Below are 25930 nucleotides of genomic sequence, written 5' to 3'. Positions count from 1 at the left end.
AACAGCCTGGAAGACGCTAAAGGGGACACCTTTCAATCCCCAAACGGAAGGCGGCTTTTGTTGCACATCCCACAGGCCAGACAGGCAACCTCCGCCCCAATTCGGGCATAAAGGGGCCCTGGTGACGGATGCGTCACCAGGGCCCCGCGCGCACGTGCCGCCGCCGGATCGCCCGGCGGCCGGCCTACTCGGCCGCGACGACGGTGACTTCGCCGATGCCGAGGGCCTCGACGGGCGCCTTGATCTGCGCGGCGTCACCGACGAGGACCGTCACCAGGCGGTCCACCGGGAAGGCGTTCACGACCGCCGCGGTGGCCTCCACGGTGCCGGTGGCGGCGAGCCGCCGGTACAGCTCGGCCTGGTAGTCGTCGGGGAGGTGCTGCTCGACCTGGTCGGCCAGCGTGCTCGCCACGGCCGCCGCGGTCTCGTACTTCAGCGGCGCCACGCCGACCAGGTTCTGCACGGCGACGTCGCGCTCGGCGTCGGTGAGCCCCTCGGCGGCGAGGGTGCGCAGCACCGACCACAGGTCCGCCAGGGCGGGACCGGTGTTCGGGGTGTCGACGGAACCGCTGATGGCGAGCATCGAGGCGCCCGTGCCGTCCGGCGCGGACCTGAGGACCTGGCCGAACGCCCGCACACCGTAGGTGTAGCCCTTCTCCTCGCGCAGGACGCGGTCCAGGCGGGAGGTGAGGGTGCCGCCGAGGCAGTACGTGCCGAGCACCTGCGCCGGCCACACGCGGTCGTGCCGGTCCGGCCCGGTGCGGCCGATCAGCAGCTGCGTCTGCACGGCGCCCGGGCGGTCCACGATGACGACCCGGCCGGTGTCGTCGGCGACCACCGGGGGCACGGGCCGCGGCTCGGCCGGGGAGCCGGTCCACGCGCCGAGCGTGTCGCCGAGCAGCGCGTCGAGGTCGATGCCCGTGAGGTCGCCGACGACCACGACGGTGGCCGTGGCCGGGCGGACGTGCCGCTCGTAGAAGGCGCGCACGGCGGCGGAGTCGATGTTCGCGACCGTCTCCTCCGTGCCCTGACGGGGGCGCGACATGCGCGAGTCGGCCGGGAACAGCTCCTTGGAGAGCTCCTTGGCGGCCCGGCGGGAGGGGTTGGCCAGCTCGTGCGGGATCTCGTCGAGGCGGTTGCGGACGAGCCGCTCGACCTCGCCGTCGGCGAAGGCGGGCGCCCTGAGGGCGTCGGCGACCAGGCCGAGCGCCTTGGCCAGGCGGGAGGCCGGCACCTCCAGGCTCAGGCGGACGCCGGGGTGGTCGGCGTGCGCGTCGAGGGTGGCGCCACAGCGCTCCAGCTCGGCGGCGAACTCCTCGGCGGAGTGCTTGTCGGTGCCCTCGGAGAAGGCCCGCGCCATGATCGTGGCGACGCCGTCGAGGCCGGCCGGCTCGGCGTCCAGGGGCGCGTTCAGCGACACCTCCACGGCGACGACCTGCTGGCCGGGGCGGTGGCAGCGCAGAACCGTCAGGCCGTTGTCCAGCGTCCCTCGCTCCGGGGCGGGGAACGCCCACGGCTTGGGCTCGCCGGCCGACGGGCGGGGGTGGAATTCCATCGTGGCGAGCTCGGTCACTTGGCCGCCTCCTCGTTGTCGTCGGTGGCCTCGGTCCCGGCGTCCGCGGCGACGGGCTCGTACACGAGCACCGCGCGGTTGTCGGGGCGCAGGCGGGCCTGGGCGATCTCCCGGACCTCCGCGGCCGTCACGTCGAGGACGCGCTGCACGGCGGTCAGGGCGAGCTGGGGGTCGCCGAACAGGACGGCGTACCGGCACAGCTCGTCGGCGCGGCCCGCGACCGTGCCGAGCCGGTCCAGCCACTCGCGCTCCAGCTGGGCCTGGGCGCGCTCCATCTCCTCGGCCGTCGGGCCCTCCTCGGCGAACCGGGCGAGCTCCTCGTCGATGGCGGCCTCGATGACCGGCACCTCGACGTCGCCGGAGGTCTTCACGTCCAGCCAGCCCATCGAGGGCGCCCCCGCGAGCCGCAGCAGGCCGAAGCCCGCCGCGACGGCCGTGCGGTCCCGGCGGACGAGCCGGTTGTACAGGCGGGAGGACTCGCCGCCGCCCAGGACGGTGAGGGCCAGGTCGGCGGCGTCGCACGCGCGCGTGCCGTCCTGCGGGAGGCGGTAGGCGGCCATCAGCGCGCGGGCCGGGACCTCCTCCTCGACGACCTCGCGCAGCTGCTCGCCGATGATGTCGGGCAGCGAGCCGTCGCGGGGTTCGGGCTTGCCGTCGTGGGACGGGATGGAGCCGAAGTACTTCTCGATCCAGGCGAGCGTCTGCTCGGGGTCGATGTCGCCGACGACCGACAGCACCGCGTTGTTCGGCGCGTAGTACGTCCGGAAGAACGCGCGCGCGTCCTCCAGGGTCGCCGCGTCCAGGTCGGCCATCGAGCCGATCGGGGTGTGGTGGTAGGGGTGGCCCTCCGGATAGGCGAGGGCGGTCAGCCGCTCGAACGCGGTGCCGTAGGGCACGTTGTCGTACCGCTGGCGGCGCTCGTTCTTGACCACGTCCCGCTGGTTCTCCATCGACTCCTCGTCGAGGGCGGTCAGCAGGGAGCCCATGCGGTCGGCCTCCAGCCAGAGGGCGAGCTCCAGCTGGTGGGCGGGCATGGTCTCGAAGTAGTTGGTGCGCTCGAAACTGGTGGTGCCGTTCAGCGAGCCGCCGGCGCCCTGCACCAGCTCGAAGTGACCGTTGCCCTCGACCTGGGCCGAGCCCTGGAACATGAGGTGCTCGAAAAGGTGAGCCAGACCGGTGCGCCCCTTGACTTCGTGGCGCGAGCCCACGTCGTACCAGAGGCACACCGCGGCGACCGGGGTCAGGTGGTCCTCGGAGAGCACCACGCGCAGGCCGTTGGCCAGGCGGTGCTCGGTCGCTGTCAGGCCGCCGGAGCCTGCCTGGGCTGTGGCCGTGTGACCCATGGGCATGTACGTCCCTTCGATCGCGGAATCATCGGGTGAACCGCAGTCTTCCTGCCGGTCCTGCCACTGTATGCAAGCGTGCGGACCGGCGGCGGAGTTCCCGGCCGCCGTACGCCGAGAGCGAGCACGGGGTGCGAGGTCACCGGGGGTGAGGGCGTACCCTGCGGGCAGCACCGGGCCGGGCAGCCCATGACGGGTCCTCGTCGGCCGTTGTCAGTGCCCCGGTCCACAATGGTCCGCGTCAGATCCCCGTCCACGCTTCAGCAAGGAGCCGGCAGCGATGGCCCGCCGCAGTACGAAGACCCCGCCGCCCGACGACTCGTACGAGGAGAAGATCCTCGACATCGACGTCGTCGACGAGATGCAGGGCTCCTTCCTCGAGTACGCGTACTCGGTGATCTACTCCCGCGCCCTGCCGGACGCGCGCGATGGCCTGAAGCCGGTGCACCGCCGCATCGTCTACCAGATGAACGAGATGGGGCTGCGCCCCGACCGCGGCTACGTGAAGTGCGCCCGCGTCGTCGGCGAGGTCATGGGCAAGCTGCACCCGCACGGTGACGCGTCGATCTACGACGCCCTGGTGCGCATGGCCCAGCCCTTCTCCATGCGTGTGCCCCTCGTCGACGGCCACGGCAACTTCGGTTCGCTGGGCAACGACGACCCGCCGGCCGCCATGCGCTACACCGAGTGCCGGATGGCCGAGGCGACGAGCCTGATGACGGAGTCCATCGACGAGGACACCGTCGACTTCGCCCCCAACTACGACGGCCAGGAGCAGGAGCCGGTGGCGCTGCCCGCCGCCTTCCCGAACCTGCTGGTCAACGGCGCCTCGGGCATCGCCGTCGGCATGGCCACCAACATGCCGCCGCACAACCTGCGCGAGGTGATCGCCGCCGCCCGGCACCTGATCCGGTACCCGAACGCCGATCTCGACGCGCTGATGAAGCACGTCCCGGGCCCCGACCTGCCCACCGGCGGCCGGATCGTCGGCCTGTCCGGCATCCGGGACGCCTACGAGTCGGGCCGCGGCACCTTCAAGATCCGCGCGACGGTCTCCGTCGAGAACGTGACCGCGCGCCGCAAGGGCCTGGTCGTCACCGAGCTGCCGTTCATGGTCGGCCCGGAGAAGGTCATCGCCAAGATCAAGGACCTGGTCGGCTCGAAGAAGCTCCAGGGCATCGCCGACGTCAAGGACCTCACCGACCGGGAGCACGGCCTGCGCTTGGTCATCGAGATCAAGAACGGCTTCGTGCCGGAGGCGGTGCTGGAGCAGCTCTACAAGCTGACGCCGATGGAGGAGTCCTTCGGCATCAACAACGTCGCCCTGGTCGACGGCCAGCCGCTCACGCTGGGCCTGAAGGAGCTGCTGGAGGTCTACCTCGACCACCGCTTCGACGTCGTCCGGCGCCGCAGCGAGTTCCGCCGCGGCAAGCGGCGCGACCGCCTCCACCTGGTCGAGGGCCTGCTCACCGCGCTGGTCGACATCGACGAGGTCATCCGCCTCATCCGCTCCAGCGAGAACTCCGCGCAGGCCAAGCAGCGCCTGATCGAGCGCTTCTCGCTGAGCGAGATCCAGACCCAGTACATCCTCGACACGCCGCTGCGCCGGCTGACCAAGTACGACCGCATCGAGCTGGAGGCCGAGAAGGACCGGCTCAACGCCGAGATCGAGGAGCTGACCCGGATCCTGGAGTCGGACGCGGAGCTGCGCAAGCTGGTCTCCTCCGAACTGGCCGCGGTCGCCAAGAAGTTCGGCACCGACCGCCGTACGGTCCTGCTGGAGTCGGCGGGCACCCCGGCCGCCGTGCCGCTCCAGGTGGCGGACGACCCGTGCCGGGTGCTGCTGTCCTCGACGGGGCTGCTGGCCCGCACCGCGAACGCCGAGCCGTTCCCCGCCGACTCCGGCGGCAAGCGCGTCAAGCACGACGTGATCGTCTCGGCCGTGCCGGCCACGGCGCGCGGCGAGGTCGGCGTGGTCACGTCGGCGGGCCGCCTGCTGCGCCTGAACGTCGTCGACCTCCCCCAGCTCCCGGAGACGGCGGCGGCGCCGAACCTGTCGGGCGGTGCGCCGCTCGCGGAGTTCGTCTCCCTGGAGGACGACGAGACGGTGATCTGCCTCACCACGCTCGACGAGTCCTCCCCCGGCCTGGCGCTCGGCACGGAGCAGGGCGTCGTCAAGCGCGTGGTGCCCGACTACCCGGCCAACAAGGAGGAACTGGAGGTCATCACCCTCAAGGAGGGCGACCGGATCGTCGGCGCGGCCGAGCTGCGCACCGGCGAGGAGGACCTGGTCTTCATCACCGACGACGCCCAGCTGCTGCGCTTCCAGGCCTCCCAGGTGCGTCCGCAGGGCCGGCCGGCCGGCGGTGTGGCGGGCATCAAGCTCGCCGAGGGCGCGAAGGTCATCTCGTTCACGGTGATCGACCCGGCGGCGGACGCGGTCGTCTTCACGGCCGCGGGTTCGCGCGGCACGCTGGACGACTCCGTGCAGACCACGGCCAAGCTGACCCCGTTCGACCAGTTCCCGCGCAAGGGGCGGGCCACCGGCGGTGTGCGCTGCCAGCGGTTCCTGAAGGGCGAGGACTGCCTGTCCCTGGCCTGGGCGGGCGCCGCCCCGGCCCGCGCCGCCCAGAAGAACGGCTCGCCCGCCGAACTCCCGGAGATCGACCCGCGCCGCGACGGCTCCGGCGTGTCCCTGCCGAAGACGGTCGCGGTGGTGGCGGGGCCGGTCGTCTAGAGCGACGGGTCCCTCAGGCTCGCGTCCGGCTCCGGAGCCGTATCCGGAGCCGGATCGTCCAGGTCCGGATCATCCGGGTCCACATCCGGATCGTCCGGGTCCTGGACGTACCGCAGGACGCCCCACATGCCGTGCTCGTCGGCGTGCGGGGCGTCGCTCCTGCACGCCTCCAGCTCCTTGCCGAGAGCGGAGGCGTCGATGCCGGAGCCGATGAGCACCAGCTGGGTGCGGCGCGCCTCGTCCGGAGTCCAGGGCTCCGGGTAGAAGCGCAGGAAGCGCCCGACGGCGTGGACGGCGTACCGGTTGCGGACGTCGTACGGGCCGAAGTCGACGTATCCCTTGATCCGGTACAGCCCCTCGGGCCGGCTGTCGAGGAAGGCCATCAGCCGGCGCGGGTCCAGCGGGGCGTCGGAGACGAAGGACAGGCTGTCGTAGCCGGTGTGCAGGTGGCCGGTGTGCTCCCCGTCCCCCTCCCGGGAGTGGTCGTGGAGGTCGTCGAACGACAGCTGTCCGACGCGTTCCTCGCTCGGCTTGCAGTCGAAGAGGAACTCGGGGTCGATCCGGCCGTAGGTGGCCGGGACGACGGCGGCGCGGTCGGTGAGGGAACGGACGAGGCCGAGCACCCGGTCGCCGTCCGCCGCCCGGTCGAGCTTGTTGACCACGACCAGGTCGGCGAGGGCGAGATGCCGGTCGATCTCGGGATGCCTCGCACGGGTCTCGTCGAACTCGGCGGCGTCGACGACCTCGACGAGCCCGCCGTAGACGACCCGGGGGTGTTCGCTGGCGAGGACCATGCGCACCAGCTCCCGCGGCTCGGCGAGACCGCTGGCCTCGATGACGATGACGTCGATGCCGTTGGCGGGCGCGGCCAGGCGCTCCAGGTAGAGGTCCAGCTCGCCGGTGTCGACGGCGCAGCACAGGCACCCGTTGCCGAGGGAGACGGTGGAGTCGCCGAGGGCCCCCGCCACCGCCATCGCGTCGATCTCGATCGCCCCGAAGTCGTTGACCAGGGCGCCGATGCGGCTGCCTCCGCTGCGGTGGAGGAGATGGTTCAGAAGGGTCGTCTTCCCGGAGCCGAGGAATCCGGCGAGGACGACGACCGGGATCTGCGGAGTCGGGCTCTGCCCCACGTGTACGACCTCTCTCGCGTCACCGCGCACCGGCACACGGCGCCGGTGCGGGAACGAAACCGGAATGCCGTCCCAGGATACGAGCCGCGGGAACCGCTCCGAGGTGGGCGAGCGGCGAGCGCCCAGGTGGCACGAGTGCGGTGATCACGGCCTTGCCGACGGTCCGCGGGAGCAACGGCGTCGGTGGGAAGCCGTCCGCGCGAAGGCCGAAGCGGAGCCCGGCGTCGACGGCCGGGCCCCGCGGTCAGGCCGCCCGGGGCACGGCCGCCGGCGCCTTCGGCCCCACGTACCGCGCCACCGGCCTGATGATCTTCCTGTCCTCCGCCTGCTCCAGGACGTTCGCGCTCCAGCCCACCACCCGCGCCGCCGCGAACGTCGGCGTGAACATCTCCCGCGGCAGGCCGCACAGTTCCATCACCACGCCCGCGTAGAACTCGACGTTGGTGTGGAGCTCCCGGCCGGGTTTCAGTTCCGCGAGGATCGCCTCGACGCGCCGCTCGACCTCGACGGCGAACTCGACTCGCGGACCGCCGAACCGCCGGGCCACCTCACGCAGCATCCTGGAGCGGGGGTCCTCGGTGCGGTAGACGGCGTGGCCGAAGCCCATGATGCGCTCACCCGCGAGGACGCGCTCACGGATCCAGGAGTCGATGCGGTCCGGCGTACCGATCGCGTCGAGAGTGTCCAGCGCCCTGGCGGGCGCTCCCCCGTGCAGCGGCCCCGAGAGCGCCGCCACCGCCCCCGTGAGGCAGCCGGCCATGTCCGCCCCCGTCGACGCGATGACCCGTGCCGTGAACGTCGACGCGTTGAATCCGTGATCAATGGTCGAGATCAGGTATTGCTCGACGGCGCGCGTCCGCTCCTCGTCCGGTTCCGACCCCGTCAGCATGTAGAGGTAGTTCGCGGCGTACGACAGGTCCTCGCGCGGCTCCACCGGCCGCAGTCCCCGTCCCAGCCGGTGCAGCGCGGTGAGCAGCGTCGGCACCGCCGCCGCCGCCACGAGGCCGTCGCGGCGGCGCCGGTCGGCATCGATGTCGTACACCGGGCGGAAGCCCTGCGCGGCGCCGAGCAGCGACAGCGCCGTCCGCATTCCGGCGAGCGGGCCGGAACGCCCGCCGGCCGCCGCGAGGGCGGGCAGGGCCGCCCTCACCCGGTCGGGCAGCCGCCGCAGCGCGGCGGTCCGCGCGGCGAAGGAGGCGCTCTGCCGCGAGTCCGGCAGTTCCCCGTGGACCAGCAGGTGCCACACGTCCTCGAAGGAGCGGGTCCGCGCGAGCTCCACGGCCGAGTACTGGCGGTAGTGATAGAAGCCCTCGAGCCCGCGGACGTCACCGATCTCGGTGTCGGTGACCACGACGCCCGCGAGCCCCCGCGGCACGTCGACGAGCGCGGTTCCGGGCCTGTTGTCCGTCATGTCTTCCTCCCAGCCCTCTCCTTTGGTTGATTCGACTATCCACACTTGACGATTCGCCAGTCAATATTGACTGAATCAATGTTCAGGCAGGGTGGATACGGTGATCCCATGCGTGATCAGGAATCCGGCCGGTCCGTCGGCGCAGAGCGGCGCCTGAGCACCAAGGAGGCCGCCGCACTCCTCGGCGTGAAGCCCGAGACCGTGTACGCGTACGTCAGCCGCGGCCAGCTCAGCAGCCGGCGCGAGCCCGGCGGACGGGGCAGCACCTTCGCCGCCGCGGAGGTGGAGGCGCTCGCCCGGCGCAACAGGCGGGAGAGCGGTACCGGGACGGCGTCCGGCGCCGAGTCGTCCGTCCGCACCCGCATCACGCTCATCGACACGGACCGGTACTACTTCCGGGGCGTCGACGCGGTGGAGCTGGCGGCCCGCCACACCTACGAGGAGGTCGCCGAGTGGCTGTGGACGGGAAGGCTGCGTCCCGGCGCCGCGTTCCACGCTCCCGACGCCCCCGTCGCAGCCGCCCGCCGGGCCGTCGACGCCCTGCCCGAGCACGCCGGCCCCACCGACCGGCTGCGGGTGGCGGCAGCCGCCGCGGCGACCGCGGATCCGCTGCGCTTCGACCTTTCCGAGGCCGCCGTGCTCGGCACCGCCCGCGCCCTCGTCCCCACCCTGGTCGCCGCCCTGCCGCCGGTCGCGCCCGGTCACCGCGACGAAGGGCCGCTGGCCCGCCGCCTGTGGGGGCGGTTGAGCGGGCGGCCCGCCGACGAGGCGTCACTGAAGGTCCTGGACAGGGCGCTGTCCCTGCTCGCCGACCACGACCTGGCCGCCTCGACACTCGCCGTACGCGTCGCCGCGTCGGCCAGGGCACACGCCTACGCGGCCGTCTCCGCCGGTCTCGGGGTGATCGAGGGCCCGTTGCACGGTGCGGCCAGCGGGCTCGCCCACCGGCTGCTGCTGGAGGTGCTCGACCAGGGCAGCGCCGCACCGGTGATCACGGACGAACTGCGCGCCGGCCGCCGCGTTCCGGGACTCGGCCACCGGCTCTATCCCGGTGAGGACCCCCGCGCGCGTGCCCTGTTCGCCCTCCTGGAGGAGATCCCCGCGGCGGCGCCCGCCCTCGCCGCGGCCCGTGACATCGTCGCCACCACCGCCCGCCACACTCCGCTGCACGCCAACGTCGACCTGGCGCTGGCCGTGTTCACCGCCTCCTCCGGGATGCCCGCCACGGCAGGGGAGACGATCTTCGCCGTCGCCCGTACGGCGGGCTGGATCGCCCACGCCCTGGAGGAGTACGGGGAAGATCCGCTGCGCATGCGCCCGAGCGGGACGTACGTGGGTCCGCGACCGCCTCGGCCGCTGCCCGGACGGGGCGAGGAGGCGCACGGCGGACGAGGAGGGTGGTGACGCCCGGCGCGGACGGCTCCCCGGACGGAACGGCACGGACGGAAACGCTTGCGGAGGGTGCGTTTTCCGAGATCCGTGAGGTATGGGCGGACGGTATTCGGGAACTCCGGTGCCACAGCATCCCGGCGCCCGGGGCGGCTCCCGATGCCACACCCGGGCACGGCCGAAAGTCGCCGCCACCCAAGTCAGGTTAGGCTCACCTCTGTGAGTACGTGCTCAACCGTCTCCCGGGACCTCGAGGAGCCCGTCGCGGGAACCGCGGCCACCGCGAGGACCTGGCTGCTGCTGGAACAGCCCGGTCCGTGGGGGGCCAAGGCCCTCACCTCCAGCCACCTCGACCCCGGGCTCGGCCGTGCCCTGGAGAAGGCCGCCGAGGGCACGGGAGTGCGTATCGCGCTCATCCGCCGCCCCGGCCACCACGCGGACTGCGACTCGTCCGCCGAGCGACGGGTGTACGCGGCCCACACCGTCCCGGGAAACGCCTGGGTGCGCGAGGCCACGATCACCGATCCGCACCGGCTGCTCGACCTCGACTTCGCCACCCTCGGCCGGGGCGACCACCGCACCTTCGACGCCGCGCTCGACGGCCGCCCCCACGCGGGCGGCCCGCTCACGCTGGTCTGCACCAACGGCAAGCGCGACCGCTGCTGCGCGCTCCTCGGCCGGCCGCTGGCCGCCGAACTCGCCGCCTCGGGTGTCGAAGGCGTCTGGGAGGTCACCCACCTGGGTGGCCACCGCTTCTCACCCACGCTGCTGGTGCTGCCCTACGGCTACGCGTACGGCCGGGTGGGGGCCCGGGCCGTCAGGGAGATCCTGCGCGGTGTGCGCGAGGGGAGGATCGTCGTCGACGGCTGTCGCGGAAGCTCGGCGTGGGAGCGGCCCGGCCAGGCGGCCGAGCTGGCCGTGCGCGCGGCGACGGGCGAACACGCGGCGGACGCGCTGAGCGTCGCACGGACCGACGGCGCGGCCCCGCGCTGGGAGGTGACCGTCGCCCACTCCGACGGCAGGCGCTGGCGGGTCGTCGTGACGCAGGGGGCCGCGCTGCCGCCGCGCCCGGAGAGCTGCGGGACGTCGGTCCTGGGCTCGCCGGCCCGCATGGACGTGCAGACGGTCCGCGAGCTGACGATGGCGGCGGCGCTCGTGAGCTGACCGCGCCGGGCGGCGCGCGGCAGCACAGGCCCAGGACTTGGCCGGGCCGAGCGCGGGAATCCGCTCCGCACCCCTCTGCGGCACGTCCCGCGCCGCCACGTACCGTCGGGGTATGAGCCCCACTCCCCCCGCGCGCCGCCTGCGCCTCGGACTGCCCCGGCGGGTGTTCTCACAGGTGCTGCTCATGCAGCTGGCGATCGCCGCGGGTGTCGCGGTGCTCGCCACCGGGCTGTTCCTGGCGCCGCTCGGAGATCAGCTGGACGACCAGGCGATGCGCCGGGCGCTCGCGATCGCGCAGACCACGGCACAGCAGCCGCAGATCGCGCGGGACCTGCGGAATACCCGCCCGTCGCCGAACGGCCCGGTGCAGCGGGAGGCGGAACGGATCCGGAGGGCCACCGGGGCGGAGTACGTCGTCGTCATGGACGCGCGGGGAGTGCGCTGGTCGCACACCGATCCGCGGCGGGTCGGCGGCGTCGTCTCCACCGACCCCGGGCAGGCGCTGGCCGGGCGGGAGGTCATGGAGATCGACGACGGCACGCTCGGCCGCTCCGCCCGCGGCAAGGTGCCGCTGCGCGACAGCGGTGGTGAGATCGTGGGGGCCGTCTCCGTCGGCATCGCCTACGACAGCGTCCGGGCCCGGCTGCTCCACGCGATCCCGGGACTGTTCGCGTACGCCGGCGGCGCCCTGGCCGTCGGCGCGCTGGCCGCCTGGCTGATCTCGCGCCGTGTGCAGCGGCAGACCCGGGACCTGGCCTTCTCGGACATCGCGGCGCTGCTCGCGGAACGCGAGGCCATGCTGCACGGCATCCGCGAGGGCGTCGTCGCCCTGGACCGCGCCGGCCGGATCCGCCTCCTCAACGACGAGGCGCAGCGCCTGCTCGGCATCGGTGGCGAAGCCGTCGGCCTCTCCCCCGGCGAGGCACTCGGCGAGGGGCGTACGGCCGACGTGCTGGCCGGCCGGGTGACCGGAACCGACCTGCTCACCGTGCGCGGCCAGCGGGTCCTGGTCGCCAACCGGATGCCCACCGGCGACGGCGGCGCCGTCGCCACCCTGCGCGACCGCACCGAACTGGAGCAGCTCGGCCGGGAGCTGGACTCCACACGCGGCCTGATCGACGCCCTGCGGGCCCAGGACCACGAGCACGCCAACCGCATGCACACGCTGCTGGGGCTGCTGGAGCTGGAGATGTACGACGACGCCGTGGAGTTCGTGGGCGAGGTGGTCGGCGACCACCGGGCCACCTCGGAGCAGGTCACCGAGCGGATCCGGGACCCCCTGCTCGCCGCCCTGCTGGTCGGCAAGGCGACCGTGGCGGCGGAGCGCGGCGTGGCCCTGTGGGTCTCGGACCGGACCCGGCTCCCGGACCGCCTGATCGACGCGCGGGGACTCGTCACGATCGTCGGCAACCTGGTCGACAACGCGCTCGACGCCGTCGCCGGGACGCGGCACGCGCGCGTGGAGGTCGAACTGCGCGCGGAAGGCCGCACCGCGGTCCTCCGGGTGCGCGACACCGGACCCGGGATCCCGCCGGAACACCGGGAGTCGGTCTTCCTGGAGGGATGGTCCACCAAGGAACCGCCGGCGCACCGGCAGCGCGGCATCGGGCTGTCCCTGGTGCGCAGGCTGGCCGAACGGCAGGGCGGCAGCGCGACGGTCGGCGAGACGCACGGCGGGGGCGCGGAGTTCACCGTCGTCCTGCCGGAGGCGCTGGCGGAGCCGGACCGGATCCCGCAGCCCGCCCTGACCGCACCCGCGGACACCGCCGCCGAGGAGGAGACACGATGATCGAGGTCTTGGTCGTGGACGACGACACGCGGGTCGCGCGGGTCAACGCCGCCTACGTCGGGAAAGTGCCGGGCTTCCACGTCGCCGGTGAGGCGCACAGCGCGGCGGAGGCGCTGCGCAGCCTGGGGACGCTGCCCCGCCTCGACCTGGTCCTCCTGGACCACTACCTGCCCGACCGTACGGGGCTGGCGGTCGTCCAGGAGATGCGCCGGCGCGGCCACCAGGCCGACGTGATCATGGTGACGGCCGCGCGGGACGTGTCGACCGTGCAGGCGGCGATGCGGCACGGCGCGCTGCAGTACCTGGTCAAACCGTTCGCCTTCGCGGGGTTGCGCGCCAAGCTGGAGGCGTACGCGGAGCTGCGCCGCACCCTGGACGGCGGCGGCGAGGCGGAGCAGGCCGAGGTGGACCGGATCTTCGGCGCGCTGTCGGCGCCGTCCGAGCCGGGGTTGCCCAAGGGGCACTCCCCCACCACCGCGGAGCTGGTGCGGCAGTCCCTGATGAAGGCCGACGGCCCCCTCTCGGCCCAGGAGATCGCCGAACGGACCGGCGTCAGCCGACAGACCGCCCAGCGTTACCTGAAGCTCCTGGAGCGCACGGGACGGGCCCGGCTGACCCTCAGGTACGGGGACGCGGGCCGGCCGGAGCACCGTTACGTGTGGGCGACCCGCGCCTGAGCGCGACACCACCGCGTGAGCTGCGCCTCCCCGCCGCGGGGCGGCCGGTTCAGGCCCGCGCCGTCTCGCTCGTGCCCCCGGCAGCGGCGCGGCCGGGCTGCCCGTGCCCCGCCTGCGCCACGGATACGGGCACGGGCACGGGCACGGGCACGGGCACGGGCACCGAGGAGGTTCCCGCCGCGATCCGCACCGGCCGCTGCGCCGTCCGGGCCGCCACGACGCCGGCGAGCGCGCACCGGCCACGGTTGCGGACCGGCCCGGGCCGCGCCGGGAACGATCGCTGCTCGACTGCCTGCCCGGGAACGGGCAGGCCGGGAGGGCCCCCGGCTCTTCCCCCTCCGTTTCCACCCCTCGGGTGGGGCGGTCGCCGGCCCGGGCCGCGGCGTCGCGTCAGGCGTCGATGCGCGACCGGTCCAGCGTCGCCGCCGAGCTGGAGATGAACTCCTTGCGGGGCGCGACGTCGTTGCCCATGAGGAGGTCGAAGACCTGCTCGGCGGCCTCCAGGTCGGTGAGGTTGATCCGGCGCAGGGTGCGGCGGCGCGGGTCCATGGTGGTCTCGGCCAGCTGGTCGGCGTCCATCTCGCCGAGGCCCTTGTACCGCTGGATGGAGTCCTTGTAGCGGATGCCCTTGCTCTGGAACTCCATGAGCTTGTCGCGCAGCTCGCGGTCCGAGTACGTGTAGACGTACTTGTCCTGCCCCCTCTTCGGCTGGACCAGTTCGATGCGGTGCAGCGGCGGCACCGCGGCGAAGACCCGGCCCGCCTCGACCATGGGCCGCATGTAGCGGTGGAACAGGGTCAGCAACAGGGTCCGGATGTGGGAGCCGTCCACGTCGGCGTCGGTCATCATGATGATCTTGCCGTAGCGCGCCGCGTCGAGGTCGAAGGTCCGGCCGGAACCGGCTCCTATGACCTGGATGATCGCGCCGCACTCGGCGTTCTTCAGCATGTCCGACACGGACGACTTCTGGACGTTGAGGATCTTGCCGCGGATCGGCAGCAGCGCCTGGAACTCGGAGTTCCGGGCCAGCTTCGCCGTGCCCAGCGCGGAGTCCCCCTCCACGATGAACAGCTCGCTGCGCTCGACGTCGTCGCTGCGGCAGTCGGCGAGCTTGGCCGGCAGCGAGGAGGACTCCAGGGCCGTCTTGCGGCGCTGCGCGTCCTTGTGCTGGCGGGCGGCGATACGGGTACGGGCCGCGGCGACGGCCTTCTCCATGACGACGCGGGCCTGCTGGGCGGCGTCCCGCTTGGTGGACGTCAGGAACGCCTTGAGTTCCTTGGAGACGACGTTGTTCACGATGCGGCGGGCCGCCGAGGTGCCGAGGACCTCCTTGGTCTGTCCCTCGAACTGGGGCTCGGCGAGGCGGACCGTGACGACCGCCGTGAGGCCCTCCAGGGCGTCGTCCTTGACGATGTCGTCCTCGGCGACGCGCAGCAGCTTCTTGGCGCGCAGCACCTCGTTCATCGTCTTCGCGACCGCCTGTTCGAAACCGGCCACGTGGGTGCCGCCCTTGGGGGTGGCGATGATGTTGACGAACGACTTGACCGTGCTGTCGTAGCCGGTCCCCCAGCGCAGCGCGACGTCGACGCCGAGCTCGCGCGTGACCTCGGTGGGCGTCATCTGACCGTGGTCGTCCAGGACGGGAACCGTCTCCTTGAACGTGCCCTGCCCGGAGAAGCGGAGGACATCGCAGATGGGCCTGTCGCTCGCCAGGAACTCGCAGAATTCGCTGATGCCGCCGTCGAAGCGGAAGGACTCCTCACCCTTGCTGCCGCCCTCGCCGAGGCCGAACTCGTCGCGGACGACGATCGTCAGGCCGGGCACCAGGAACGCGGTCTGGCGGGCGCGCTGGTGCAGGTTCTCCAGGGAGAGCTTGGCGTCCTTGAGGAAGATCTGGCGGTCGGCCCAGTAGCGCACGCGCGTGCCGGTGCGGCTCTTGGGGATCTTCTTGGCCTTGCGCAGACCGCTCCTGGCCTCGAACTTCGCGTCCGGACCGGTGCCGGAGAAGGCGCCGGGGACGCCGCGCCGGAAGCTGATGGCGTGGGTGTGCCCGCCGCGGTCGACCTCGACGTCCAGCCGGGCGGACAGGGCGTTCACCACGGAGGCGCCGACGCCGTGCAGGCCGCCGGAGGCGGCGTACGAGCCGCCTCCGAACTTGCCGCCGGCGTGCAGCTTGGTCATGACGACCTCGACGCCGGACAGGCCGGTCTTGGGCTCGACGTCGACCGGGATGCCGCGGCCGTTGTCGCGGACCTCCACCGACGCGTCGTCGTGGAGGATCACCTCGATGTGGTCGCAGTACCCGCCCAGGGCCTCGTCGACGGAGTTGTCGATGATCTCCCACAGGCAGTGCATCAGGCCACGGCTGTCGGTCGAGCCGATGTACATGCCGGGGCGCTTGCGCACGGCCTCGAGCCCCTCGAGGACGAGCAGGTGCCGCGCGGTGTAGTTGGAACCGTCCCGGTCTGCTCCTGCCAGCAGCGCTGTGGACGGCACGGACGTCTCGGCGGTCACGCGGTTCGCTCCTCGCTGAATTTCAGATGGGGCCCTTCTGGGTAAGGGCGCGGCGTCAGTCACCGGTGAGAGGGTACCGATGCCTGGTAGAGCCGTTGTAACGCCACCCTCACCAGGAGCTCAGACTAGTCCAGGATCGCATATGCGTTCGATCCCTTGACGGGGTGAAGCACACATCACGTTTCCATCGAGGCATGAACCATCTAGGCTCCGGGCACGTCCTCATGAACAACCGGCAACCCAGCCGGTGGGACCGACCCTGACCGACCGCGCGAACCCGTACGACACGACTGACACGCAATACGGCACATTCGCCGCCAACCGGCAGCAGCCGACCTCCCCGGAAGATTCTTTCGAGGAAAAGCCACGAGCGGGAACGTTTGGGGCTGGTTGGATGTTGACCCTGGTACGACAGCTCGTCGAGCTAGAGAAGAGGCGACGTGACTACTGTTCTGACTTCCGCAAGCCCGCTGACGGCCGCCGACCGGTGCGACCGCTGCGGCGCCCAGGCCTACCTGCGCGTCGTCCTGCTGAGCGGCGGGGAACTGCTCTTCTGCGCCCACCACGGGCGCAAGTTCGAGCCGGAACTCAAGAAGATCGCCGCTGAGATACAGGACGAGACCGAGCGCCTGACCTCCGTTCCGGCAAACGCCTCCGACGAGGAGCGCTGACACCTCGCACCAGACGGCCACCTCGCATCAGACGACGAGCCAACCCGGCACAGGCCGGGAACGGGCGGCCGCCCCTGTAACCGCAGGGGCGGCCGCCCGTGCTCGTGTCCCCGTCGGCGACGCCCGTCAGGTGCCTTCACTCCGTCCCGCCGCGGCGGCCTCCCAGCCCAGCGCGCGCAGGACGGCCGAGATCCGCGTGTACACCCCGGGGCTGCCCGAGCGTCCGCACCCGCTGCCCCACGAGACGAGTCCGATCAGTTTTCCGCGGGCGACCAGCGGGCCGCCGCTGTCCCCCTGGCACGCGTCGCGGCCACCGGACATCTCTCCCGCGCACAGCATGCCGTCGCCGCGGTACTCCGCTTCGGCACCGCTCGGATACGCTTCCTCACACACCGCGTCCGGCAGGACGCTCACACGCGCCGCCCGCAGACTGCCGGCGTAGTCGCCGGCGCCCGAGGTGTCCCCCCACCCGTAGACGAGGGCGTCCGTGCCCGGTGTGTACGCGGCGTCACCGGTGGGGGCCATCGCCAGGGACGACCCGGCGGGGAGGCGTTCGGCGAGGGTCAGGACGGCGTAGTCCCCGGCATTGCTGACGTCGTCGTAGGCCGGGTTCACCCAGACGTCACGGACGGCGATCTCGCGCCCCTGGTCCGCGTGCAGGTCCGTGCGGCCCGCAACGACCCTCAGGTCGCGCACCCGCTCGACCGGCGTCCCCAGGACCCTCCCGCCCAGGCAGTGGGCCGCGGTGAGCACGGTGGCCCGGCCCACGGCGACTCCCCCGCAGAACTGACCCGCCCGGGTACCCCCGAACCGTTCACGGCTGGACAGCGCCACGACCCACGGGCTGTCGGACGCGTCGACCGGAAAGCCTCCGACGACGAGGCCGCCGGCGGTCGCGGGGGCGGCGGATCCCAGCGGTACGGCAGTCGCTGTGGCGGCCAGGACCAGTGACCGGGCCAGCACCCGGACAACGCGGCGACGCATGCGGTCTCCTCACTCCGAGGTAGAGGCGAGACACCCAGAGTGATCGACTTCGCCGCGTCCCGCACCTGCGGCACGCGGTGCCGGCGTCCCCCGGCAACACGAAGGCCCGGCTCCCGCGCGGGAGCCGGGCCTGGCCGGTCGTGCGGCCGGGTGACCTAGTCGAGGTAGTCGCGCAGCACCTGGGAACGCGACGGGTGGCGCAGCTTCGACATCGTCTTGGACTCGATCTGACGGATGCGCTCACGCGTCACGCCGTACACCTTGCCGATCTCGTCGAGGGTCTTCGGCTGACCGTCGGTGAGACCGAAGCGCATGGAGACGACGCCCGCCTCGCGCTCGGACAGGGTGTCGAGCACGGAGTGCAGCTGCTCCTGCAGGAGCGTGAAGCTGACCGCGTCGGCCGGGACGACGGCCTCGGAGTCCTCGATGAGGTCACCGAACTCGCTGTCGCCGTCCTCGCCCAGCGGGGTGTGCAGCGAGATCGGCTCACGGCCGTACTTCTGCACCTCGATGACCTTCTCCGGGGTCATGTCGAGTTCCTTGGCCAGTTCCTCCGGGGTGGGCTCGCGGCCCAGGTCCTGGAGCATCTGGCGCTGCACGCGCGCGAGCTTGTTGATGACCTCGACCATGTGCACCGGGATGCGGATGGTGCGGGCCTGGTCGGCCATGGCGCGGGTGATCGCCTGGCGGATCCACCAGGTGGCGTACGTGGAGAACTTGTAGCCCTTGGTGTAGTCGAACTTCTCGACCGCCCGGATCAGACCGAGGTTGCCCTCCTGGATGAGGTCCAGGAAGAGCATGCCGCGGCCGGTGTAGCGCTTGGCCAGGGAGACGACCAGACGGAGGTTGGCCTCCAGGAGGTGGTTCTTGGCGCGGCGGCCGTCCTCGGCGATGATCTCCAGCTCGCGCTTGAGCTTCGGCGCCAGCTTGTCGGAGTTGGCCAGCTTGTCCTCGGCGAACAGGCCCGCCTCGATGCGCTTGGCGAGCTCGACCTCCTGCTCGGCGTTGAGCAGGGGGACCTTGCCGATCTGCTTGAGGTAGTCCTTGACCGGGTCGGCGGTGGCACCGGCCGCGGCGACCTGCTGGGCCGGCGCGTCGTCCTCGTCCTCGTCGGACAGCACGAAGCCCGCGTTCTCGGTGCCCTCGGGCTCGTCGGTGACCTTGGTCTCCTCGAGCACCTCGTCGTCGAGCAGTTCGACGTCGTCCTTCTTGGCGGCGGTCTTCTTGGCAGCCGTCTTCTTGGCGGTGGCCTTCTTCGCCACCGCCTTCTTGGCGGTCGTCTTCTTGGCGGCCGCCTTCTTCGGCGCCTCCTCCCCGGTGGCGGGGTCACCGGCGGACGCCGCCGGGGAGGCGGTCGCGGTGGCCTTCCGGGTGGTCACCGCCTTGGCCGCGACCGTCTTGGTCGCGGTGCGCTTGGCGGGACTCTTCGCTGCGACGCTCTTGCGGGTGCGCTTGGGCTCTGCGGCACTGACCATCAGCGTCACACCCTCTTCCTCGAGGATCTGATTGAGGCTGCGCAGTACGTTCTTCCACTGAGTGGCCGGAATCTGGTCAGCTTCGAAGGCCCGACGCACGTCATCGCCGGCGATCTGCCCCTCAGCCTTTCCCCGCTCGATGAGCGCCATGACAGAGACGGACTCGGCGATCTCCGGCGGGAGCGTACGGGATGTGCTGGCCGACACGAACAACCTCTCGGAACGTTGGAAAACGGCTTCCGGCCCCGTCCGGGCGGACAGGGGCCGACCGCCGGCTTGGGGATGGGCCGACGGCGCGGGCGGGGGCCGGGAGATGCACAGCGCCGTGAACGGCGTCCGTATTCCTCCGCGGCTGTCACCTCTTAGGTCATCGCGCTGCTTCCACGAGCGTTACGCCCAATCCGCGTGGCCCGAGTCACACCCCGTAAGCGTTCAAAACCTGTCAGATGTGATCGAAAGAGGTCATCCGTGGCACTGATCCGCCCCCGGACAGGACGCCGCCGTCTCGCCGGGCCACCGGGCTCCGCGGAATCGCCGGGATTCCGCGGAGCCCGCGGGCGACGGCGCATCGGCCGGGCACGGCCGGAGGAGGGGGCCGGCGGTCCCGGCCGCGCCGCTGCGCGGAACGCGGTCAGTGCTCGCGAGGGGCGGGCACCACGCGTTCCACTTCGGGATGGACCGTGAGCAGTTGGCGCATGGCCGCCTCGGCCGCCGCGCCGTCGCCGGCGGCGAGGGCGTCGGCGATCCTGCCGTGCTGCACCAGTGACGCCTCGTTCGGCCGGTCGCAGCCCGTGACCGGGCCGCCGGAGACCTGGAGGGCCGCGGAGACGATCCCGGACAGGTGCTCCAGCATGCGGTTGCCCGCGACCTGGATGAGGAGGGCGTGGAACTCGGCGTCGGCGCGCGAGAAGGTGAGCGCGTCGCCCTGTCCCATGGCGTGGCCCATGATCTCCACCATGTCGGCCAGGCGCTGCTGGACATCCTCACGTCCGTGCCCGGCGGCGAGGCGGGCGGCGAGCGGCTCGATCGTCCAGCGCAGCTCGCTGAGCTCTCGGCGCTGGTCGTCGCGCTGCGGCCCGAACGCCCGCCACTCGATGATGTCGGGGTCGAGCAGATTCCAGTCGCTCACGGGACGCACGCGCGTACCGACGTTCGGGCGGGCACTGACCAGACCCTTGGCCTCCAGGACGCGCAGCGACTCGCGGACGACGGTGCGGGACACCTCGAAACGCTGCCCGATCTCCTCGGGCACCAGCGGGCGGTCGGCACCCAGGTCACCGGAGACGATCATCTGACCCAGCTGCTGGACGAGTTGCCCGTGCAGCCCGCGTCCGCGGCTGCCCGCGGCGCGCCGGCCCACGCGGCCGAGCTCGGGATCCGCCCCCTCCCAGGCGGGGGGTCCGACGCGGTCGACGGCGGGCGTCTCGGCGTAGGGGTAGCGGTCGAGTTCGCCCGGGCTCGCGAGGCCGGAGTCTGCGGAGCGGGCGGCGGTCATCATGGTCTGCGCAAGGGTACTCACGCATCCTTTGTCGGCGGTGCCTCCAACTCCCTTGAGGTCTTTGGTGAAAAGCACACGAAAGGGTGATCGCTCACCCCGTCGCAATTGACGCCTTATCGGAAAGAAATGGACTTTCCACGGGGAGTTGTGCACAGGGCCGGTATGGAACCGGGGCGGAACCGGATCGGGCAGCCTTCATCTGACCCTTCCGCGCAGGGCCGTGAGCAGATAAGCGCAGAACAGAGCGGTCAGCGACAACGTCAGCGCACCACCGACGGGTTGGGCGAGTACGCGCAGCGTGGCGACCAGATAGCGCTCTCCCCCGAAGGGCCACTGGGTCAGGAAGACCTCGCGCAGCCGCACCGGAAGCCCCGTCGCGGCCCGTACGGACGATCCCTCCCAGACCTTTTGTACGAGTGGCAGGACGAGGACGGGGACGGCGACGACCGCGGCCAGTCCGGCCGTGGTGGACCGGAAGAGTCCGGCGGCCAGCACACCGGCCCAGGCGCACCCGACCACGAGGCCGGCCCACCCCGCGACCAGGGACGGCCAGTCGGTGGGAAGACGGGTGAACTCCTGCCCGTAGAACAGATAGAGCACTTCGGCGTCGCAGCCCACGGTGAGGAAGGCCAGCAGCAGCGCGGTGGCGGCGGAGACCAGGAGTTTGGCGGCGAGCAGCCCCAGCCTGCGGGGCACGGTGCCGCGGTCCACCGCCAGGGCGGGGTGACGGAACTCGTCCCCGAAGGAGAGCGCGCCCAGCAGCCCCGCACCGAGCGCGGCGGGCGGCAGCGGCAGCTCCCGCGGCCACGCGGCGAGCAGGCGCGGCTGCGGGGTGTGCCCGACGCGAGCCAGCAGTACAGCGGTCACCGCGGACACCGCGAGCACGACAGCGGCGGTGAGGAACCCGGTACCGACGCCTGCGGCACGGCGGATCTCGTAGCGGAGGGGGCGCAGGGGGCTGGGGGCGGAGCGGACGGAGATGGGGGGCGGAAGCGGGGAGACCGGGGCGAGGAGGGGGGGACGGGCGGGGACGGCTCCGGCGGAGGCGGCCCCGGTGCGGGCGGAGGCCGTGTGGAGGGCGGTTTCCGCGGAGGGGAGGCTCGCGCGGGGGGCGGCGGGTTCCGCGGGTTCGGGTGCCTGGCGCGGGCCGGGGCCCGAGGTGTCCGGAACCGTACACGGAGTGGCTTCCGCCGGATCCTGGTCCGGGCGCTGTTCGGTTCCCGTGCGAGTGTCCGGGGCCTGCTCCGGCGGACCGGAGGGCGCATCGGCGGCGTCGGCCGGCGGCCGCCCGTTCGTGCCGTGACCGGCGCCGTCCCGGTGGGCCCGCGCACCGGCGCGTCGCTCCCGGGGAAGGCGCCGCCCCGGGTCGGCGCCGTGGTCCCGGGCGGAGCGGTGGTCGTGGGCGGCGGACCTGTGATCCGGGGGCGCCGATCCCGCGCCGGGCCCCATGTCGCCGATCTCATCCGCCAGTTGATGCACGAGAATGCCGTGCCGGAAGGCGGTCTCACCGATGTCGGCGCACGTACTGCCGTACACGGACAGGCGGTTGCCCCCTTCGCGCACCACCTCTACGGAACGTCGTGCCACGCGGGCCTCCTTGGCGAGCAGCGCGGCGAGGCGGGCGGCGTGCGGACTGCGGACGGCGACGCGGGGGCGCAGCCGGGTGCGGGCGAAGTCCGCGGCTTCCTGGTCGGCGACGAGCCTGCCCCGGTCCAGCGTGACGACGCGATCGGCGGTGCGCGCGGCCTCCTTCGGGTCGGCCGTGGAGAACAGGACGGTGCCGCCCTGGACGGCGTAGGTACGCAGGGCGCCGTGGAGCCAGCGGGCCTCACGAGGGGAGAGGCCGTCGGTCGGGGCGTCGAGGACGAGGGTGTGGGGGTCGGCGAGCAGGGCGCAGGCCAGGCCGAGCCGGCGGTCCATGCCGCGGGAGAGTGTGCCGAGGCGCTCGTCGCGCAGGCTCACGAGGCCCACCGCCTCCAGGACTTCGTCGGCGCGCCGCGCCGGAACGCCGACGGCCGCGCACAGCATGCGCAGGTGGCCCCGGACCGTCCGGGCCGGATGCCCCGGCACATCGCCCAGCAGCACGCCCACCTCGCGCGAGGGATGGGCGATACGGTGCAGGGGGCGGCCCCTGAAGTACGTGGCGCCTCGGCCCTGTTGGAGTTCGAGCATCAGCCGGATCACCGTCGTCTTGCCGGCGCCCGACGCTCCGAGCAGCGCGGTGACGCGACCCGCGTGCGCCTCGAACGAGACGTCGTCGACGGCGGGTGGCAGCTCTTTGCGGGGTTTGCTGGTCAGTCCGAAGGCCTGGATCACCCGCAGCAAGATAGCGCGTTATGTCCGATTTTCCGGGCACCTTGACGTCCGTCCGCCGCACGGGGACCGGCCCGACCGCACCCCTGTCCGCCGCCCGTTCCCCCGGCGCGCTCCGTCGCCGTCTTCGGGGTCCGGTCCGCGGGACGGACCGCGCCGGGCAGGGCGCTCGGCGTCACGCTTCGGGACGCAGCATCGGAGGGTTGAGGAGGGTGGCACCGCCGGCGCGGAAGAGCTGGGCCGGCCGGCCGCCCTGGCGTGTGGTCGTACCACCGGTGGGGACGAGGAAACCCGGCGTCCCGGTGACCTTGCGGTGGAAGTTGCGCGGGTCCAGTGCCACGCCCCACACCGCCTCGTAGACGCGGCGCAGCTCGCCGACGGTGAACTCGGGCGGGCAGAACGCCGTGGCGAGCGAGGAGTACTCGATCTTGGAGCGGGCCCGTTCCACCCCGTCGGCCAGGATCTGGGCGTGGTCGAAGGCGAGCGGCGCCACCGGCTCGCCGTCCCGGCCGTATCCGCCCTGCTCCAACAGCTCCTCGACCGGTGCCCAGCGCGCGTCGCCGGCGTCACCGCCCGGCCGCGGGGCGGGGAGGTCGGGGGCGAGGGCGAGGTGGGCGACGCTGACCACGCGCATCCGCGGATCGCGCCGGGGATCTCCGTACGAGGCGAGCTGTTCGAGGTGGGCGCCGTTGTCCTGGAGGGGCGCCGAGGGGTCGTGGACGCGCAGACCGGTCTCCTCGGCCAGTTCGCGTGCCGCCGCCTGAGCCAGGTCCTCGTCGGCCCGGACGAATCCCCCGGGCAGGGCCCAGCGTCCCTGGAACGGCGGCTCGCCCCTGCGCACCGCCAACGCGCACAGGGAATGACGTCGCACGGTCAGCACGACGAGGTCCACGGTGACGGCGAAGGGCGGGAACGCTGACGGGTCGTAGGACATGCGGCGATCATAGTCGTCTCCCTGACGATAAACACTCCCTTCCCAGGTGCCGCGGCGGTTGAGCCGTGTCCGCCCGCCGTACCGCTCGTCCCTCCGTTCCCGGTCCTGTGCGGCGCCGCGTCATGCGAGGTCACGACCTCAGCAGCAGCCCGTCGGCCGCCTCCTCGACCATGGCTAGGCCGAGTCGGCTGACCCGTACGGAGAAGGGGCCGCCCGCGACCCGCAGCCCCGTGAGGCCGATCTCGCCCAGGGGCGCGCTGCGCACGGGACGCAGGGTGACCGTCCCGGCCGGGGCGTCGGGACGGATCCCCACGAGCGTGGTCAGCAGCAGGACGGCGGCGGCCGCGGACGTGGCGGCGGGCCGGCAGGCCGCCGGGTGGGGCAGCGGCGCGCCGCCGTCCGTACGCCGCTCGCCCGCGTACATCTCCGGCAGCCGGTGGCCGAAGAGTTCGGCGGCGGCCACTATGCCTCTCAACAGCGAGCTCGCCTCCCTCTCGTGGCCGGCGGCGGCCAGGCCCGCGACGGCGACCGCCGTCTCCTGGACCCGCACCGCCCCCGCGCGGTGGCCGAACGGGTTGTATCCCGGTTCCTTCGTCCCGAGTCCGCGCAGCCCCCATCCCGAGTCCATGGCCGGGCTGGCCAGCAGCCGGGCGAGGTGGCCGGTCCGCGCCTTGTCGAGCAGGCCCGGCGCTTGCGCACCGCCGCCGAGCAGTCCGGTGTCCAGCAGGTGGACGGCTGCCGCGCCCGGGTGCGGCACGGGACGCCCGTCCGGGGTCCGGGCCGCCACCGGTCCACCCCCTGCCGGATCGTCGGTCCAGAAGTCCTGCCGGAAGGCCGCCCGCAGTTCCTCGGCCCACTGCCGCAGTCCGGCGCCACCGGGCCTGCCGCAGGAGTCGAGCAGGTCGGCGCCGAGCAGGGCGGCGCGGTGGGCGTGGGCCTGCGTCTCGCAGCGGACCAAGCCGTCGGAATGCGGGTCCGGTACGTAGACACCGTCGCCCACCGCGGTCCGCAGCCAGGTCAGGCAGCGCTCGGCCGCCGGCAGCAATTCCTCCGTCTCCTGCTCGGGAAGCCCCCAGCGCCGGGCCTCCGCGAGGAGGACCGGGAAGAGCAGGGTGGCCTCGGTACCGGTGCAGCCCGGCGGCAGGTGCGGGCCGGCGTCCCGCCTCGGTCCGGGGACCATGCCGGAGCGCGGTCCCGGGGCGGAGAGCTGGCTGCGGGCGAGGATCCGCAGGGTGCCCGCGGCGAGGCGGGTGCCGAGGGGCAGCGCCATCCGGGCCGCGGTGAGCGCCTCCGCGGGGGCCAGGCCGCAGCGCCAGGGAGCTCCGGCCGCGAGGTGGAGGTCGGCCGGGTGCGTCGCGTCGCGCAGCAGCAGGGCCCGGAGGTCGTCGAGGCTCGTTCGCAGGAGGGCGGGGACACGGGGGTCGTCGCCCGCCGCGGCCGCGGGCGCCGGCCAGCCGGTCGACGTGCGGCCCACCGCCCGGACGGGGCCCGCGCCGTCGGGCCGCACGCGCAGTTCCAGGCTCGTGCTGCCGCCGGGGGGCAGCACGAGCTCCCACCGCAGCACTCCCGCGGAGGCCAGGGCGTCGGCCGGTGGCGGATCGGCGGTGATCACCGAGCTGCCGGCCCGGCCGGCCCAGCGCAGACCGGCGGCATGGACGTCGGCGGGCAGCTCGGGTCCCGCACGGCCCGAGGCGATCGCCCCGAGATCGGCCAGATCCGTGCCGAGGGCCACCTCGACCGGCAGGCACAGCGTGCGGGAGGCCCGGCTGTGCAGGGTGATCCGTTCGGTGCCGTCCGCGTGCCGGATGCGTTCGACCACGACGTCCGGGTCGGGGCCGGGCGGGGACGAGGCGCGGAGCGTCCCCACGAAGCGGGCCCGGTCCGCACCGGTCATCCGGGCCTGCACTTCGAGGGGTTCGCGGCCGGCCACGCGGAGGCTGCACCGTGAGAGCAGGCGGCGGCCCCCTCGGTAGTACCCCTCCAGACCCCGGCCGGTCAGCTGCCCCTGCCCCGTGGAGACGGCGAGGCCCGGCAGAGCGACACAGATGAGGGCTGTGTGGGTGGACGGAAGATCGGCGGGCGGGCCGGTCACCGGGAACGGCGCCCCGCTCGGCGTCCGGGCGGGGGCCGGGGTGTCCGCCGGGCGGGCGGGCGGGCGCGGGCCCCGGTTCCGGCCCCCGCCGGTGAACGTTCCAGGCGCCGGGGAGCGGAGCCGCCCCGCCGCCTCGGCCACGCGGTCCTCGCCGCGGCATTCCTCCTGACCGCCACCGCCCCGGTGCCGCTCCGCCGCGTGGTCCGCCCTCCGCCGCTGTTCCGCCTCCGGGCCCC

The 25930-nt window shown here is 73.0% G+C and carries 17 protein-coding genes; 6 read left to right on the top strand and 11 right to left on the bottom strand.

What is annotated here, in order from left to right; translation table 11 throughout:
• Positions 1–184 precede the first annotated feature (184 nt).
• Together ACSU6Z_RS22475 and ACSU6Z_RS22470 are read right to left on the bottom strand one after the other, a co-directional pair.
• On the bottom strand, positions 185–1573 hold the full coding sequence (locus ACSU6Z_RS22475; RefSeq protein ID WP_437048161.1) for a M16 family metallopeptidase: 1389 nt from the start codon (positions 1571–1573) through the stop codon (positions 185–187).
• Positions 1570–2922 (bottom strand): M16 family metallopeptidase, encoded by a 1353-nt coding sequence (locus ACSU6Z_RS22470; RefSeq protein WP_437048160.1) that lies wholly within the window; start codon positions 2920–2922, stop codon positions 1570–1572. The genes ACSU6Z_RS22475 and ACSU6Z_RS22470 overlap by 4 nt, the downstream gene beginning before the upstream one ends.
• A 274-nt stretch (positions 2923–3196) precedes the next feature.
• On the opposite strand from ACSU6Z_RS22470, the gene ACSU6Z_RS22465 reads away from it, so the two are divergent.
• Positions 3197–5653: a DNA gyrase/topoisomerase IV subunit A gene (locus ACSU6Z_RS22465; RefSeq protein WP_437048158.1), complete on the top strand. Its 2457-nt coding sequence runs from the start codon at positions 3197–3199 to the stop codon at positions 5651–5653.
• Here ACSU6Z_RS22465 and ACSU6Z_RS22460 read toward each other — a convergent pair.
• Positions 5650–6783: a CobW family GTP-binding protein gene (locus ACSU6Z_RS22460; protein WP_437048157.1), complete on the bottom strand. Its 1134-nt coding sequence runs from the start codon at positions 6781–6783 to the stop codon at positions 5650–5652. The two genes, ACSU6Z_RS22465 and ACSU6Z_RS22460, sit on opposite strands and share 4 nt — an antisense overlap.
• 244 nt (positions 6784–7027) lie before the next feature.
• Positions 7028–8194 carry a citrate synthase/methylcitrate synthase gene (locus tag ACSU6Z_RS22455; RefSeq protein ID WP_437048156.1) on the bottom strand — a complete coding sequence of 389 codons (1167 nt, stop codon included), beginning with the start codon at positions 8192–8194 and terminating at the stop codon, positions 7028–7030.
• A 108-nt stretch (positions 8195–8302) separates the two neighbouring features.
• Here ACSU6Z_RS22455 and ACSU6Z_RS22450 point away from each other — a divergent pair, with 108 nt between their 5' ends.
• The 4 genes from ACSU6Z_RS22450 to ACSU6Z_RS22435 all read left to right on the top strand — a co-directional run bounded on the left by ACSU6Z_RS22450 (position 8303) and on the right by ACSU6Z_RS22435 (position 13213).
• Positions 8303–9598: a citrate/2-methylcitrate synthase gene (locus ACSU6Z_RS22450; RefSeq protein WP_437048154.1), complete on the top strand. Its 1296-nt coding sequence runs from the start codon at positions 8303–8305 to the stop codon at positions 9596–9598.
• Between the two features lie 204 nt (positions 9599–9802).
• On the top strand, positions 9803–10747 hold the full coding sequence (locus ACSU6Z_RS22445; protein ID WP_437048153.1) for a sucrase ferredoxin: 945 nt from the start codon (positions 9803–9805) through the stop codon (positions 10745–10747).
• Between the two features lie 112 nt (positions 10748–10859).
• The gene (locus ACSU6Z_RS22440) at positions 10860–12536 is read left to right on the top strand and encodes a sensor histidine kinase (protein ID WP_437048151.1); all 1677 of its coding nucleotides are present in this window, start codon (positions 10860–10862) and stop codon (positions 12534–12536) included.
• Positions 12533–13213 carry a response regulator gene (locus ACSU6Z_RS22435; protein ID WP_437048149.1) on the top strand — a complete coding sequence of 227 codons (681 nt, stop codon included), beginning with the start codon at positions 12533–12535 and terminating at the stop codon, positions 13211–13213. Before ACSU6Z_RS22440 ends, ACSU6Z_RS22435 begins: the two co-directional genes overlap by 4 nt.
• A gap of 390 nt (positions 13214–13603) precedes the next feature.
• Here the strand turns inward: ACSU6Z_RS22435 and ACSU6Z_RS22430 are convergent, their stop codons facing one another.
• Complete coding sequence (locus tag ACSU6Z_RS22430; RefSeq protein WP_437048148.1) at positions 13604–15727, bottom strand: DNA gyrase/topoisomerase IV subunit B; 2124 nt, start codon at positions 15725–15727, stop codon at positions 13604–13606.
• A 440-nt stretch (positions 15728–16167) separates the two neighbouring features.
• Between ACSU6Z_RS22430 and ACSU6Z_RS22425 the strand changes: the two genes are divergently transcribed.
• Complete coding sequence (locus tag ACSU6Z_RS22425) at positions 16168–16398, top strand: DUF7455 domain-containing protein (protein WP_358784557.1); 231 nt, start codon at positions 16168–16170, stop codon at positions 16396–16398.
• A 126-nt stretch (positions 16399–16524) separates the two neighbouring features.
• On the opposite strand, the gene ACSU6Z_RS22420 is transcribed toward ACSU6Z_RS22425, so the two are convergent.
• From ACSU6Z_RS22420 to ACSU6Z_RS22395, 6 genes are all read right to left on the bottom strand, one after another.
• Entirely contained in the window at positions 16525–17382 is an 858-nt protein-coding gene (locus ACSU6Z_RS22420) for a S1 family peptidase (RefSeq protein ID WP_437048146.1), read from the bottom strand.
• Positions 17383–17537: 155 nt separating this feature from the next.
• Positions 17538–19064, bottom strand: coding sequence for an RNA polymerase sigma factor (locus ACSU6Z_RS22415; protein ID WP_437048145.1), 1527 nt, complete (start codon positions 19062–19064; stop codon positions 17538–17540).
• 424 nt (positions 19065–19488) lie between these two features.
• Positions 19489–20376, bottom strand: a complete 888-nt coding sequence (locus ACSU6Z_RS22410) for a FadR/GntR family transcriptional regulator (protein ID WP_437048143.1) — start codon at positions 20374–20376, stop codon at positions 19489–19491.
• Between the two features lie 174 nt (positions 20377–20550).
• Positions 20551–22671, bottom strand: a complete 2121-nt coding sequence (locus tag ACSU6Z_RS22405; RefSeq protein ID WP_437048141.1) for an ATP-binding cassette domain-containing protein — start codon at positions 22669–22671, stop codon at positions 20551–20553.
• 172 nt (positions 22672–22843) lie between these two features.
• A complete protein-coding gene (locus ACSU6Z_RS22400; protein ID WP_437048140.1) occupies positions 22844–23602 on the bottom strand; it encodes an NUDIX hydrolase in 759 nt (252 codons plus the stop codon).
• Between the two features lie 130 nt (positions 23603–23732).
• Positions 23733–25649, bottom strand: a complete 1917-nt coding sequence (locus ACSU6Z_RS22395) for a glycogen debranching N-terminal domain-containing protein (RefSeq protein WP_437050428.1) — start codon at positions 25647–25649, stop codon at positions 23733–23735.
• Positions 25650–25930: the final 281 nt, after the last annotated feature.

Origin of the sequence: Streptomyces sp. enrichment culture, assembly GCF_964273145.1 — a bacterium.
GTDB lineage: Bacteria > Actinomycetota > Actinomycetes > Streptomycetales > Streptomycetaceae > Streptomyces.
This window is presented reverse-complemented; position numbering and strand designations above follow the sequence as displayed.